The organism is Mesorhizobium sp. M1E.F.Ca.ET.045.02.1.1, from assembly GCF_003952485.1.
Taxonomy (GTDB): domain Bacteria; phylum Pseudomonadota; class Alphaproteobacteria; order Rhizobiales; family Rhizobiaceae; genus Mesorhizobium.
In genome coordinates this window covers 5,841,858-5,857,025 of record NZ_CP034447.1, presented here as the reverse complement: position 1 = coordinate 5,857,025, position 15,168 = coordinate 5,841,858, and the positions used below count along the sequence as shown (strand labels likewise).

Annotated in this window: 6 protein-coding genes; 4 read left to right on the top strand and 2 right to left on the bottom strand. The window is 65.0% G+C overall.

Going from position 1 to position 15,168, the window contains the following annotated elements:
• The first annotated feature begins 81 nt into the window (after nt 1-81).
• The 3 genes from EJ070_RS28370 to EJ070_RS28360 all read left to right on the top strand — a co-directional run bounded on the left by EJ070_RS28370 (nt 82) and on the right by EJ070_RS28360 (nt 11,767).
• Nucleotides 82-8,655, top strand: a complete 8,574-nt coding sequence (locus EJ070_RS28370) for a glucoamylase family protein (protein ID WP_126094315.1) — start codon at nt 82-84, stop codon at nt 8,653-8,655.
• A gap of 374 nt (nt 8,656-9,029) precedes the next feature.
• Nucleotides 9,030-10,799, top strand: coding sequence for a glucan ABC transporter ATP-binding protein/ permease (locus EJ070_RS28365; RefSeq protein WP_126094314.1), 1,770 nt, complete (start codon nt 9,030-9,032; stop codon nt 10,797-10,799).
• Between the two features lie 188 nt (nt 10,800-10,987).
• Entirely contained in the window at nt 10,988-11,767 is a 780-nt protein-coding gene (locus tag EJ070_RS28360; RefSeq protein ID WP_126094313.1) for a heme ABC transporter permease, read from the top strand.
• Nucleotides 11,768-11,888: 121 nt separating this feature from the next.
• On the opposite strand, the gene EJ070_RS28355 is transcribed toward EJ070_RS28360, so the two are convergent.
• Nucleotides 11,889-12,860: an IS110 family transposase gene (locus tag EJ070_RS28355; RefSeq protein ID WP_126094312.1), complete on the bottom strand. Its 972-nt coding sequence runs from the start codon at nt 12,858-12,860 to the stop codon at nt 11,889-11,891.
• Nucleotides 12,861-13,141: 281 nt separating this feature from the next.
• Complete coding sequence (locus EJ070_RS28350; protein WP_126094311.1) at nt 13,142-14,200, bottom strand: D-TA family PLP-dependent enzyme; 1,059 nt, start codon at nt 14,198-14,200, stop codon at nt 13,142-13,144.
• 214 nt (nt 14,201-14,414) lie between these two features.
• Here EJ070_RS28350 and EJ070_RS28345 point away from each other — a divergent pair, with 214 nt between their 5' ends.
• Entirely contained in the window at nt 14,415-15,101 is a 687-nt protein-coding gene (locus EJ070_RS28345) for a D-lyxose/D-mannose family sugar isomerase (RefSeq protein WP_126094310.1), read from the top strand.
• The last annotated feature ends 67 nt before the right edge of the window (nt 15,102-15,168 follow it).

Here is a 15,168-nt window from a genome sequence, read left to right as displayed (position 1 = left end):
CAACCAATTGCATTTGAACCGGTTTTAGGGCCATTGCCGTGGCGGTGACGCCGCATTGCGCCCCGCCTTACGGAATAATCAATGAACATTCAGACGAATCCCACCAAGATCGAACAGACAAGCGCCGGCTTCCCGGTTGTCACGGAAGCGCCGATACGCTCCAATTTCCTGCCTGAGGACCGGCTGCGCGCGCTGGGCGCAGCACTTGCCGACGGCGAAGTCCGGGAGCTGTTCGGTCTGGCGCCGTTCGAATTCCAGGCCCGCATCCGCGACAGCGCCAAGAAGATTCTCGAAGTCTACCGTTCGACCAATGCCGCCCAGGCCAAGGGCGAGACGATCACACCCGCGGCGCAATGGCTGCTCGACAACAATTATCTGGTCGAGGAGACCATCTTCCAGGTCAAGCGCGACCTGCCGCGCCGTTTCTACCGCCAGTTGCCGACGCTCAAGCTTGCCGACGGCTCCGCCCTGCCGCGCGCCTTTGCCGTTGCCTGGAGCTATGTCGAGCATTCTGACAGCTCGGTCTCGGCGACCATGTTCAAGGCGATTGTCGAAGGCTTCCAGGCAGTCGAGCCGCTGAAGATCGGCGAGCTCTGGGCGCTGCCCTCGCTGCTGCGTTTCGTGCTGATCGAAAACCTCCGCCGTATCGCGGTGCGCGTCAACCGCACCCGGCAGATGCGCCAGATCGCCAACGAGGTCGCCGACCGCGTGCTCGCGACCGACGACAATGCCGACCGGACCAGGATCCTGTCGACCTACGCCGCGCACGCGCAGGACACGACTTTCGCCACCCAGCTCCTCTACCGCCTGCGCGACGGCTCGCAGAATGCCGGCCGGGCGCTGGAATGGCTGGAGGGCGAGCTCGAGAAGACCGGCTCGGACGCCGAAGAGATCATCATCTCGGAGCATCAGACGCTCTCCAGCGGCAACGTCACCACCGGCAACATTATCCGCGGCCTGCGCCTCATCAACGACGTCGACTGGACGGTCTGGTTCGAGGGCGTCAGCCGCATCGACACGCTGCTGCGCGAGCGCACCGATTTCGCCGCGCTCGATTTCTTCTCGCGCGACCAGTACCGCACCGCGATCGAGCAGATGGCGCGCCGCTCAGACCTTTCCGAGTACCGCGTCGCCGAAAAGGCGATCGAGCTTGCGGGCCACACGCCTGGGGTCACCGACGCGTCCGGCGTCCCCGAGACCGCCGATCCCGCGGTGCATACAGATGTCGGTTTCTTCCTGGTAGGGCCGCGCAGGCCGGAGCTGGAAAAGGCGATCGGCTACCGGCCGCCCTTCTATGTGACCTTCAAGCGCGCTTTTGCCAGCGCCGGCTGGCTCGGTATCGTCGTGCCGGTCTTCCTGCTGACCGCGCTGCTGCTTGTGCTGTCGGGAAGGGCGCTCGCCACTCTCGGGCTGTCGGTGGAGTCGGTCACGCTGATGCTGGCGCTGTTCGCGGTGCCCGCCAGCGAAGGCGCGTTGGCCTTCTTCAACACCGTCGTGGCGCTGTTCCTGAAGCCGACACGGCTTGTCGGCTATGATTACAAGCACGGCATCCCGGCCGCGGCGCGCACGCTCTGCGTGGTGCCGTCGCTCATCGGCTCGCGCGACGACGTCGAGGAAAACATCCGCAACATCGAGGTGCATCACCTCGCCAACACGGCGGAAGAGATCCATTTCGCGCTCTTGTCCGACTGGCCGGATTCCAAGACCGAGATCGACGCCGCCGACATCGAGATCCTGCAATATGCCCGTGACGAGATCGCCAGGCTGAACGCCCGCTATCCATCGGAGGGCGCGCCGCGCTTCTATCTTCTGCATCGCCGGCGGCTCTACAACCAGGCGCAGGGCTGCTGGATGGGGTGGGAGCGCAAGCGCGGCAAGCTGCATGAGCTCAACCTCCTGCTGCGCGGCGACAGCGACACCACCTTCCTGCCGCTCGACGTGCCGCTGCCGGAAAAAGTCACTTATGTGATGACGCTCGACGCCGACACGCGCACCACGCGTGACGCCGTCTCGACGCTGGTCGGCAAGCTCGCGCACCCGCTGAACCGCCCGCATTTCGACCCGGCAAAGCGCCTCGTCACCGCCGGCTACACCATCCTGCAGCCACGCATCACGGCATCGCTGACCAGCGGCGACGATGCCTCGTTCTTCCAGCGCGTCTTCTCGGCCAATCGCGGTCTCGACCCTTACGTCTTCGCCGTCTCTGACGTCTATCAGGACGTCTTCGGCGACGGCTCCTTCACCGGCAAGGGCCTCTATCACGTCGATGCCTTCGAGGCGGCGCTGAAGGGCCGCATCGAGGAAAACACCATCCTCAGCCACGACCTGCTCGAAGGCGCCCTGGCGCGTGCGGCCCTTGTCACCGATGTCGAGCTGGTCGAGGACTATCCGACCCGCTACTCGGTCGACGCCTCGCGCCATCACCGCTGGGCACGCGGCGACTGGCAATTGCTCGGCTTCATGTTCGATCCTCGTTCCGGCGTTCCGGCGCTGTCGCGCTGGAAGATGGTCGACAATCTGCGTCGCACGCTGACCCCGATCTTCTGGGTGATGGCCTGTATCGCCGGCTGGACGCTGCTGCCCTTCACGCAGGCCGCGCAGTGGCAGGCGCTTTTGATCCTCAGCCTGTTCATGGCGCCCACCTTCGACATCGTCAACGGCATCCTGCCGAAGAGCGGCGACCAGACGCCGCGCGGCCACTTCTCGGCGCTGGCGCGCGACACGGTCTTCGGCACGGCGCTGGTGGCCTTGAAAGTGCTGTTGATGGCGCATCTCGCCTGGATGATGGGCGATGCCATCATCCGCACGCTTTACCGGCTCTTCGTCAGCCGCCAGAACCTTCTCGAGTGGCGCACCGCCTCGCAGGCGCACAAGAGCGGCGGCAGCGATCTCGGCTCCTATTACAGCATGATGTACGGCGCCGTGATCATCGGCATCGTCGGCCTTGCCATTCCGGTGCTGGCCGATTCCACTGGTGCGTTCGTCGCCTTCTTCTTCGCGCTTTTCTGGATCGGCTCGCCCGCCGTCGCCTGCTGGATCAGCCGCTCGGCAGAGACCGAGGACAGGCTGCGCATTTCGGCGTCCGACATCCATGCGCTGCGCACCGTGGCGCGTCGCACCTGGCACTATTTCGAGACCTTCGTGACGGCCGAGCATCATTACCTGCCGCCCGACAATTTCCAGGAAAGCCCGGCGCCGGTGGTGGCGCCGCGCACTTCGCCGACCAATATCGGCGTCTACCTGCTCTCGGTGGTGTCGGCGCGCGATTTCGGCTGGATCAGCCTTGCCGACGCCATCACCCGCATCGACGCCACGATGACCACCATCGAGAACATGCCGCGCGACCGCGGGCATCTCTACAACTGGTACGACACGACGACGCTGAAGCCGCTCTATCCGCTCTATATCTCGGCGGTGGACAGCGGCAATCTCGCCGGCCATCTGGTCGCGGTGGCCGCGACCTGCGCCGAATGGGCCGAGGCGCCTTCGGTCCACCTGCAGGGCGATTTCGAGGGTATCCTCGACACCGTCACCATCCTCGACGAGAGCCTTGAGGACTTGCCCGACGACCGCCGGCAGTTGCGGCCGCTGCGCCAGCGTCTCGCCGACCGGCTCGACGGCATGCGCCGCGCGGTGATGACCATCAAGGCGCAGCCCGAGATGGCCTCGATCCGCACCATCAACCTCGCGGTGCTGGCCGGCGAGATCCGCAAGCTCGCCACGGCGATCCACACCGAGGCGGCATCACCGAAGAGCGATGTCATCGCCGACTGGGCGGCCAGGCTGGAGGCGACCTGCGAGGCGCATGTGCACGATTCGCACAATGACGAAAGTGCGGTCTCGGCGCTCCGCACCAAGCTGCTGGCGCTGCGCGGACGCTGCCGCCGCTACGCCTTCGAGATGGATTTCTCCTTCCTGATGCGGCAGGAGCGCAAGCTTCTGTCGATCGGCTACCGTGTCGAGGAGCACCAGCTCGACGAGAGCTGCTACGACCTGCTCGCTTCCGAGGCGCGACTGACCAGCCTGTTCGCCATCGCCAAGGGCGACCTGCCGACGGAGCACTGGTTCAGGCTCGGCCGCCCGATCGTCGAGATCGGCTTCAAGGGCTCGCTGATGTCCTGGTCGGGCTCGATGTTCGAGTATCTGATGCCGCCGCTGGTGATGAAGGAGCCGCAGGGCTCGATCCTCAACCAGACCAGCAAGCTCATCATCAAGCGCCAGATCCAGTATGCGCGTTCCAAGAACGTGCCCTGGGGCATCTCGGAAGCGGCCTACAACGCCCGCGACCGCGAGCTCACCTACCAGTACACCAATTTCGGCGTGCCCGGCCTCGGCCTGAAGCGTGGCCTCGGCCAGAACACCGTGATCGCGCCTTACGCCACGATCCTGGCGGCGCAGTTCAATCCGCGCGAGGCCGTGCAGAACCTGATGCGGCTGCGCTCGATCGGCGCGCTCGGCCGCCACGGCTATTATGATGCGGTCGATTTCACGCCGCAACGCGTGCCGGAAGGCAGCGACCACGCTGTCGTCCAGAACTACATGGCCCACCATTCCGGCATGTCGATCGCCGCCGTGGCGGATGCCATCTTCGAGGGCCGGTTGCGCGAACGTTTCCACAGCGACCCGGTGATCGAGTCGGCCGAACTGCTGCTGCAGGAGAAGGCGCCGCGCGACATTCCGACCGCCACAGTCCGCACCGAGGCCGACGAGCGCGCCAAGGACGAGACCGAGACCGAGAGCCCCGACAGCCGCATCATCCTCGATCCGATCAAGGCGCTGCGCGCGACCAATGTCATGTCCAACGGCCGCTACTCGGTCATGGTCACCGCAACCGGCTCCGGCTACAGCCGCTTCGGCGAGCTTGCCGTCACCCGCTGGCAGCCGGACCCGAGCGAGGACCGTCTCGGCTCCTACATCTTCCTGCGCGATACCGCGAACGGCGATTGGTGGTCGGCGACAGCCGAACCAAAGCGCGCGGAGGGTGAACGCGTGCAGACGCTGTTTGCCGACGACAAGGCGAGCTTCACCAAGTCGGTCGGCTCGCTGCGTTCGGAAGTCGAATGCATCGTGATTTCGGAAGGCAATGGCGAAGGCCGCCGCATCACGCTCTACAATGACGGCGCCACCGACCGGCACATCGAGGTAACCTCCTTCGCCGAGCTGGTGCTGGGCAACGAAGCCTCTGACAACGCCCATCCGGCGTTTTCGAAGATGTTCGTCGAGACCGAGATTGCGCAGAACAACGGCGCGATCTTCGCCACCAGGCGCAAGCGCGAGAAGAACGAGCCCGACATCACGATGGTGCATTTCGTCACCGATCCGGCGGGTCCCTCGCGCGACGCGGAGGCGGAAACCGACCGCCGTGCCTTCATTGGCCGGGGTCGTACCATCGCCGATGCCGCCGCTTTCGATCCGGGCGCCAGGCTTGGCGGCCACCAGGGCTTCACGCTCGACCCGGTGGCGGCGCTCCGCCGCCAGGTGCGCGTGCCGGCCAACAAGAAGATCTCGCTGACCTTCTGGACCGTTGTCGGCGCCAACCGCGGCGAGCTCAACGAGGCGATCGGTCGCCTCGACCATCAGGAAAGCTTCGCCCGCCAGGCGATGCTCGCCTGGACGCGCAGCCAGGTGCAGACACGCCATCTCGGCCTCAGCCTGACCGACGCCGCGAATGTGCAGAAGCTGGCGCGTTACCTGATCTATCCGGACCCGTTCCTGCGTCTGCCCGCGGAATCGATCGCCTCGGGCCTCGGTCGTCAGTCGAGCCTCTGGCCGACCAGCATCTCCGGCGATTTCCCGATCTTCCTCGTGCGCATCGGCGACGTCGCCGATCTTGAGATCGTCGCCCAGGCGCTGCGCTTCCAGGAATATATGCGCGCCCGCGGCATGATGATCGACTTCATCGTCGTCAACGAGCAGGCATCCTCCTATGTGCAGGACCTGCAGCGCGCGGTGGAAACGCTGTGCGAGAACAGCCGCCTGCGCGGGCGCGAGCTTGGGCCCCGCCAGCACATCTTCGCCGTGCGCCGCGACCTGATGGACGAGCCGACCTACAAGACCCTGCTGTCGGTCGCGCGCGTGGCGCTCCATACCCGCAACGGCACCATCTTCGACCAGCTCGAACGGGCCGAGACGGCCGCATTGCAAGCCCGCGACGCCTTGCAACAGGCCGAGGGCGGGACGCCGCGCGAGCCGACCCTTCCGCCCTTGCCGGTGCCGGCAAGCCGCGGAGCCGATATCGCCGCCGACGGCGGCGGCCTCGGCCTCTGGAACGGCTTTGGCGGCTTCGACGGTGATGGCCGTCACTATGTGACGCGGCTGACCGGGCGGCGCACGACGCCGCAGCCCTGGATCAACGTCATCTCCAACGCTTCCTTCGGCTTCCATGTTTCGGCCGAAGGCGCCGGCTTCACCTGGAGCCGCAACAGCCGCGACTACCAGCTGACGCCGTGGTCGAACGACCCGGTGTCGAACCGGCCGAGCGAGGGCTTCTACATCTACGACCAATTGACCGGCAAGGCGTTCTCGCCCATGGCCGCGGTGGTGCGCGACCCCTCGATGACCTACGAGACCTGGCACGGCCAGGGGTTCTCGACCTTCCGCTCGAAGCGAGGACCGCTGTCGATGGACCTGACGCAGGTGGTCGACCCGGTGGATCCGGTGAAGATCACCCGGCTGCGCATCCAGAATGCCGGCCAGGCGCCGGCAAGGCTGCGCGTCTATGCCTATGCCGAATGGGTGCTCGGCGGCCACCGCTCGCGCACGGCAGCGACCATCGTGCCGACGCGGGATCCGGCGACCGGCGCGCTTCTGGCGCAGAACCCCTATGGGCTCGACTTCGGCGAGCGGGTGGCTTTCCTCGCCGCCACGGCCCCGGTGCATTCGGTAACCGCCGATCGCAGCGAGTTCATCGGCAGGCATGGCACCACGGAATATCCGCAGGCCGTGCTTGGCGGACTTGCCCTGTCCGGCCGCGTCGAGGCGGGCGACGATCCGTGCGCGGTGATCGCCAGCGACATCGACATTCCGGCCGGCGGCGACGTGACGCTGTTCTGGCTCCTCGGCGACGCGGGCACGGCCGCCGGGGCGAGCGCTTTGGTGCAGACCCATCGCGGCAAGGATTTCGACCAGCGGCTGGCCGACAACGAGCGCGTCTGGCGCGGCTTCCTCGACACCATCCAGGTCGATACGCCGGACAAGGCGTTGAACGCCATGGTCAACCACTGGCTGCCTTACCAGAGCCTGGCCTGCCGCATCCGCGCGCGGTCGGCTTTCTACCAGGCGAGCGGCGCCTTCGGCTTCCGCGATCAGCTGCAGGACACGCTGGCTTTGCTGGCGCACGATCCGAGCCTGGCGCGCGACCAGATCCTCAATGCCGCGCGCCGGCAGTTCCCCGAGGGCGACGTCCAGCACTGGTGGCTGCCGCGCACCGATGCCGGCGTGCGCACCATGATCTCGGACGACGTGGTGTGGCTGGCGCACGCGACGGCCCGCTATATCGAGGTCACCGGCGATGCCGCGATCCTCAAGGAGCACATCCCCTTCATCGACGGGCAGGAGATCGGCGAGGGCGAGCACGATGCTTTCTTCACGCCCGAGATCACCAAGACCACCGCCCCGCTGTACGACCACTGCGCAAGGGCGCTCGACCTCGCCATCAAGCGCAGCAGCCCGGCCGGCCTGCCGCTGATCCTCGGCGGCGACTGGAACGACGGCATGAATCGCGTCGGCGAGGGCGGCAAGGGCGAGAGCGTGTGGCTGGGCTGGTTCCTTCTGAAGACGCTGGGCGACTTCGCCCCCGTCGCCAAGGGACAAGGCGATGCCAAGCGGGCGCAGGCCTGGACCAGGCATGCCGACGCGCTTAAGCGGGCGCTGGAGAGCACGGCCTGGGATGGCCAGTGGTACCGGCGCGGCAGCTTCGACGATGGCACGCCGCTCGGCTCTCACAACTCGGACGAGTGCAGGATCGACTCCATCGCTCAGTCCTGGAGCGTGCTTTCGGGCGAGGGCGACCCGGCGCGGTCGACGACGGCCATGGAACAGGCGACGAAGATGCTGGTCGACGACGAGCTCAAGATCGTCAAGCTGTTCACGCCGCCTTTCTCGAACAGCGACAAGGACCCCGGCTACATCAAGAGCTACCCGCCGGGCGTGCGCGAGAATGGCGGCCAGTACACCCATGCCGCCACCTGGTTCGTCATCGCGCTCGCCGAAATGGGCCGCGTTGACGAAGCCTATCGCTGCTTCTCGATGCTGAACCCGGTCAACCATGCCTCGGACGAGGCGGCTGCCGAGCACTACCGCGTCGAGCCCTACGTGGTGGCGGCCGACATCTACGCCGGCGAAGGAAAGGGAGGCCGCGGCGGCTGGACCTGGTATACGGGCTCAGCCGGCTGGCTTTACCGGGCGGCTGTCGAGGGAATCCTGGGCATCGAGCGGCGCGGCAAGCAGATCACGTTTAGGCCGAAGCTGCCCAGCCACTGGGACGGCTACGCCGCCACGCTCAGGATGTTCGACGGCGAGATCAAGGTCCGCGTTATCCGCGACAAAAAGACCAAGTCGATCTCGCTCGAAGTCAATGGTTCGAAGACAAAATCGGGGTCTTTCGAACCGAAGGCTGGCGACAAAACCGAGGTCGTGGTCAAGATACCCGCGTAAAATCAAAGGCTTGGCTTATAAGCCGCGCGTCCCCTCGGACGCGCGGCCAAGCTCGGCGTTTTACTTGGCGATAATCCCGGCCAGCGTCCCCAAGCTCCTTTAGATCCGGCTAAGCAAGCGCCTTGTGATTAAAAATGTGGCAGCAAGCGGTAAGTGCCATTATTTTGCCGCAAGGGTGACATTTCACCTTTTATCTCAAACTGTTAGGTGATCACGTCAGATTTCGCACCGTCGTCATCTTTTGTTCGCTAAATGGGAACGGAAGCGATAGACGGGCATTGTTTTGCGACGCGTTAACCGGTACGTGTCAAAAAATGGTGCAGTGCACAAATCCGGAATTGAGCACGGCTAGAGAGTTTGGCGGAGTAGCTGAAGTGACACTTCTGCAGATTTACTTGAGAGCGCTGGGTTATCTGGCAGCCGACAAGAAGCGTGTCGCGCTGATCTGCGGCGCCAACATTGCGCTCGCAGCGATCGCGATCCTCGAGCCGATCCTGTTGGGTCGGGTGATTGGTGCCATTTCCGAAAAGAGCGCGGTGTTTTCGACACTCGCCGTCTGGGCCGCTCTTGGTGCCTTCAACGTCGTCGCTTTCGTGCTGGTGGCGCGCGGCGCCGATCGCTTCGCGCATGCCCGCCGTTCCGAAGTGCTGTGCCAGTCCTTCGAGCGCGTGATCACCATGCCGCTCGCCTGGCATCACCAGCGCGGTACGTCCAATTCGCTGCATACGCTGCTGCGCGCTGTCGAGACCCTGTTCAGCCTGTGGCTCGAATTCATGCGCGTGCATCTGTCGACGGCCATCGCGCTGGTGCTGCTTGTGCCGACCGCGCTCGCCATGGACATCCGCATGTCCATTGTGCTGCTTGGCCTCGGCGTGCTTTACGTTGGCATCGGCCGTATCGTCATGCGCCGTACCAAGTCAGGGCAGACCGCCGTCGAACGCCACTACCACACCGTCTTTGCCCATGTGTCCGACAGCGTCAGCAATGTCGCCGTGCTGCAGAGCTACAACCGCATCGGCCATGAGACCGCGACGTTGAAGCGTTACGTCAAGGACCTGCTCGACGCGCAGAACCCCGTGCTCGACTGGTGGGCGATCGCCAATGCGCTGAACCGCCTGTCGTCGACCATCTCGATGATGATCGTGCTCTCGATCGGCGCCTATCTTGTCACCCGTGGCGAGCTCCGCGTCGGCGATGTCGTCGCCTTCACCGGCTTTGCCGGAATGCTGATCGCCCGTCTCGACCAGATGTCGGCCTTCACCACTCAGATTTCCGAGGCGCGCGCCAAGCTCGAGGATTTCTACCGCCTCGAGGACTCGTCCGCCGAAACCGTCGAGCCCGATGGGCTGCGCGAGCTGACCAACGTCACCGGCCATGTGCGCTTCGAGGATGTCAGCTTCGAGTTCGCCAATTCCGGCCACGGCATCGAGGACGTGTCGTTCGAGGTGCCGGCCGGCAAGACGGTCGCCATCGTCGGCCCGACCGGCGCCGGCAAGACGACGCTCATCAACCTTCTGCAGCGCGTCTTCACGCCATCCAGCGGCCGCATCCTGATCGACGGCATCGACACCCGCACGGTGACCCGCAAGTCGCTGCGCCACTCGATCGCCACCGTGTTCCAGGACGCCGGCCTGCTCAATCGCTCGATCGAGGACAACATCCGCGTCGGCCGCGCCGATGCGAGCAATGACGAGATCCACGCCGCCGCCAATGCCGCCGCCGCGCAGGACTTCATCCTGTCGAAGAGCTGCGGTTACGACACCGTCGTCGGCGAGCGCGGCGGCCAGCTCTCTGGCGGCGAGCGCCAGCGCATCGCCATTGCCCGCGCCGTCCTGAAGGATGCGCCGATCCTGGTGCTCGACGAGGCGACCAGCGCGCTCGACGTCGAGACCGAGGACCGCGTCAAGGAAGCGATCGACGAGCTGCGCCGCGATCGCACCACCTTCATCATTGCCCACCGCCTCACCACCGTCCGCGACGCCGACTTGGTCGTCTTCATGGACAAGGGCAAGGTGGTCGAATATGGCGGCTTCACCGAGCTGTCGCTGCGCAACGGCCGCTTCGCAGCCCTGCTGCGCGCCGGCGGCCTGCTCAACGACGAGGAGGTCCGCCGCCTCAGCCGTCCGGTCAACGAAGCGGCGTAAGCTCAAGGCGATCCCTTCTCCCCTTGTGGGAGAAGGTGTCGCGGGAACGCCAACGCCTCACTCCGCTGGAACACCCCTCATCCGTCTCGGCGCTGCGCGCCGATCCACCTTCTCCCACAAGGGGAGAAGGGAAGGCTGCGACAACCGTCCAATTGCCCCGGACGCATCGCCGGTCTATTTAGGTCGGCATGAGCGACACCACTTCACGCCTCGCCGGGCGGGCCGATCTCGCCAACCCGACGCGCTTCGTCGGGCTGGCCGGCAAGGTCATTCCTTGGCTGGCGGCGGCCGCTGCCATCCTGCTCAGTGTCGGCCTTTATATGAGTTTCACCGCGCCGGAGGATTTCCAGCAAGGCATCACGGTGCGCATCATGTATATCCACGTGCCATTCGCCTGGATCGCCATGATGTGTTACTCGATCATGGCAATCTCGGCACTCGGCACGCTGGTCTGGCGCCATCCGCTGGCCGATGTGGCGCTGAAATCGGCGGCACCCATCGGCGCCGTCTTCACCGCGCTGGCGCTGATCACCGGCTCCATCTGGGGCAAGCCGATGTGGGGCACCTGGTGGGTTTGGGACGCGCGGCTGACCTCGGTCTTCGTGCTCTTCCTGATGTATCTCGGCATCATCGCGCTGACGCGCGCGCTGGATGACGCCGGCCGTGCCGCGTGGGCCGCCGCGATCATCACGCTGGTCGGCTTCATCAACATCCCGATCATCAAATTCTCGGTCGACTGGTGGAACACGCTGCACCAGCCGGCGTCCGTGTTTCGGCTCGGCGGGCCGACCATCGACCCCTCGATGCTGTGGCCGCTCGCCGTCATGGCGCTCGGCTTCACCGTGCTGTTCTTCGCGCTGCACCTGATGGCGATGCGGACGGAAATCTTCCGCAGAAGAGTGATTGCCATGCGCAGGGTTGCGGCCAGGCATGCCGAGAAGGCTCCCCCTTCTCCCCTTGTGGGGTGAGAAGCGGTCCGCGTAGCGGACGAAAAGCCAATTGCTTGGCTTTTCGAGCTTCGAACGCCCTGAGCCAGCGAAGGGCCGGGTGATGGCCGCGAAGCGGCCGGATGAGCATCTGTGTTTGTTGTCAAGGAGCGATTGGGCTCCAGGTTCGGTCTTGTGTGATGAGCGCATTGGCCATGACGACGAGCTTTCGCATAACGGCGACGAGAACGATCTTTGCGGGCTTGCCTGCGTTGCGCAGCCGGGAGGCGAACACGGCAAGATCGTTGTTGTAACGACTTGCTGACAGAGCAGCCATGTAGAGGGCGTTTCTGACGCCCTTGCGTCCGCCTTTGATTGCGCGGCGTCCCACGTGCGGGCCGCTATCGTGGGCGACTGGAGCGAGCCCCGTCAGCATGGCCGCCTGCTTGGCGTTGAGCGTACCCATCTCGAGGAGGCCGGCAAGGAGGGTGGCGGCGGTGGCCGGCCCGATGCCCGGGACCGACATCAAGATGGTATAGCGTCGGGCAAGTACGGGATCAGCCGAGATCAAGCGTCCAATCTCGGCTTCGAGACGTACGATATGGCTCTGAAGCGCTTTGAGCCTGCGGTTGAGTTCAGCGCGCAGGAAGGGGCTTTTGAACGTCGCCAAGCGGTTGATGAGCGCGGTACGCTCGGCGCTGGCGGCACTGCGTGCGCCAACCATCTCCTGCAGTAACTCTATCGCAAGTGAAGCAGGCGCCGTTTCCGACGGATCGAGTGCAACTCCCATCAAGGCCAGCAGCCGGGCGTCGATCTTGTCGGTCTTGGCAAGCTGGCCGCAGGCTTCTGCGAACAGCCGAGCTCGCAGCGGGTTAACGACGGCCACGTGCAATCCGGCCTCGTGCAGCGAGCGCTGCGCCGCACGATGATATTTGGACGTCGCCTCCATGATCACGCGCCTCACCGCAAGACTTTGGAGCTGGCGCTTCAGCCGCCGCAGGCCACAACCATCATTGGTCACGCGAAAACCCTGACCGACCGGATGGACGTACACATCCAGCCACTCTTTACACACGTCGATGCCGGCATAGACTGCCAGCATCGCATTCGGTTCGGACAATACCTTGCCTTGCATGCGGGACTTGCTCCCCATCATCTGTTCAGGACCCGTGCGAGAACGAATGGACCTTGCTCAACCGCGGTTCACGCCAAGGGGTGTACGGTCCCATCCGTCCACTCCCCGGCGGACGGCCATCTGTCGGGGAGTGCAGCTATCTTGCACAAATAGCCGCTGTCCCAACATGCAAGGGGTGTTCCAGAGAACGCCAGCCTCTCACTCCGTCCAACACCCCTCATCCGTCTCGGCGCTGCGCGCCGATCCACCTTCTCCCACAAGGGGAGAAGGAGAGGCGTTCCTCACCCCATCCGTCCACGCGCAGCCACCGGCAGCGTTTCCAGCACCTTGTCGCCGTCGATCAGGTGCACCTTGTCGAACAAATTCGTCACCACGCAGCAATGGTCGGGAACCACCCGCACGCGCTCGCCGATGCGAAGGCTTGCGCCGTCGGCAAGCGTGACGTTGCCATGCTCTTCGCTCAAGCCCGTGACGAGGGCGCCGGGCACGCCGAGCAGTTCGCCGAAATCGGGCAGCCCGAGCGTATCGGAGGAAAGCGCCTTGCTGCCGCTATCAAGGATGGCGCGCGTTGGCGTCGGGTGGCTGACCACCGTGGCGAGCACCGTCAGCGCGCAATCGTCGAGGGTGCCGACGCCTTTGGCGACCTGGTAGCGGTCGAGATAGATGTAGGTGCCGGGCCGGTACTCGGTGACGACGCTGTCCTCGCCTGAGCGCCACATGTCCGGCGTGCCGCCGCTGGAGATGCGCTGGCATTCCAGTCCTGTCGCGGCAAGCGTCTCGCGCGCGTTCCTCAGCCAGGCCTCGGCTTCGGCGGCGCGGCCCGCGGCCGGATAGGTCATCAGCCCGCCGAAAGAGAGCCCCTTCGCTTGGTCGATCCCCTTCGCCAGCGCCAGCGCCTCGGCCGGGGTCTGCACGCCGCAGCGGCCCATGCCGGTGTCGCACTCGACCAGCACCTGGAGCGGGTGGCCGGCATCGCTAAAGGTGGCGGCAAGCCCTTCCAGTGTCTCATGGCTGTCCGCCGTGACCGAGAGGGTGACGCGGCCATGCAGGGCCTTCAGCCGCTCCAGCTTGGCGCGGCCAAGGATGTTGTAGGGGATAAAAATGTCCGTCAGCCCGGCATCGGCCATCACTTCGGCCTCGCCGATCTTCTGGCAGGTAATGCCGATGGCGCCGGCCGCGACCTGCTTCTTCGCCCAGTAAGGCAGCTTGTGCGTCTTGATGTGCGGGCGCAGCTTCAGCCCGTGGTGGTCGGCATGCGCCTGCGCGCGTCTGATGTTGGCTTCGGCGCGGGCCGCGTCGATCAGAATCGCCGGCGTGTCGAGGTCGTCTATACTTGCCATGAAAATCACCGTTCAAACAGCATGTCTCCCGAAAGTGGGAACCGGTTTCGGGACAAGGACATGCGTAAAATCAAAAAAGACCGGATGGGTTTATGGCCCCGATCCAAGCTGATGTCACCGGGCCAGAGCCGTGAGTTTGCGTCGACAGCGGACCGGCATTGGGCTATTCGGATGGGCAGAATTCAGCAGGCGGCGGCAGGAAGGAAACACGACCATGAAGCGCTCCAAAATCAACGACATCATCCGCGAAGCCGACGCCTTCATCCGCTCGTTCGGCTACATCATGCCGCCCTTCGCCTATTGGTCGCCGGAAGAGATGAAGGCGCACAAGGCTGACTCTTCGGCCATCTTCAGCTCGCGTCTCGGCTGGGACATCACCGACTACGGCCAGGAGAAGTTCGACGAGCTCGGCCTGTTCCTGTTCACCGTCCGCAACGGCCGCTACGAGGACATGAAGCTCGGCATGGGCATGCTCTATGCCGAGAAGATCATGATCTCGCGCAAGGACCAGCTCTCGCCGATGCACCGCCACAACATCAAGGCCGAGGACATCATCAACCGCGGCGGCGGCAAGCTCGTGCTGGAACTGTTCATGCACGACCGCGACGGCGGCATCGATCCGAAGGCCGAAGTCTCGGTGCCAGTCGACGGCACCATCCACAGACTGCCGGCGGGCGGACTGCTGAAGCTCGATCCGGGCCAGAGCGTCACGCTGCTGCCCGGCGTCTGGCACGCCTTCTGGGCCGAGGGTAAGGACGTGCTGATCGGCGAGGTCTCGACCGTCAATGACGACCTCACCGACAACGTCTTCCGCGATCCGATCGGCCGCTTCTCCAATGTCGACGAGGATGTGGCGCCGGTGCACCTTTTGGTGTCGGACTATGAGAAGTGGGTGGGGTAGGCGAGGGCGCCGCGTAGCATCGGCCTTATTTCGAACGTAGGCGCCGCCCCTCATCCGCCTGCCGGCA

Bases quoted from the DNA above. Each gene is read 5' to 3' on its own strand.
- EJ070_RS28370 (WP_126094315.1), top strand. From the start codon at position 82: ATGAACATTCAGACGAATCCCACCAAGATCGAACAGACAAGCGCCGGC.
- EJ070_RS28360 (WP_126094313.1), top strand. From the start codon at position 10,988: ATGAGCGACACCACTTCACGCCTCGCCGGGCGGGCCGATCTCGCCAAC.
- EJ070_RS28355 (WP_126094312.1), bottom strand. From the start codon at position 12,860: ATGCAAGGCAAGGTATTGTCCGAACCGAATGCGATGCTGGCAGTCTAT.
- EJ070_RS28350 (WP_126094311.1), bottom strand. From the start codon at position 14,200: ATGGCAAGTATAGACGACCTCGACACGCCGGCGATTCTGATCGACGCG.
- EJ070_RS28345 (WP_126094310.1), top strand. From the start codon at position 14,415: ATGAAGCGCTCCAAAATCAACGACATCATCCGCGAAGCCGACGCCTTC.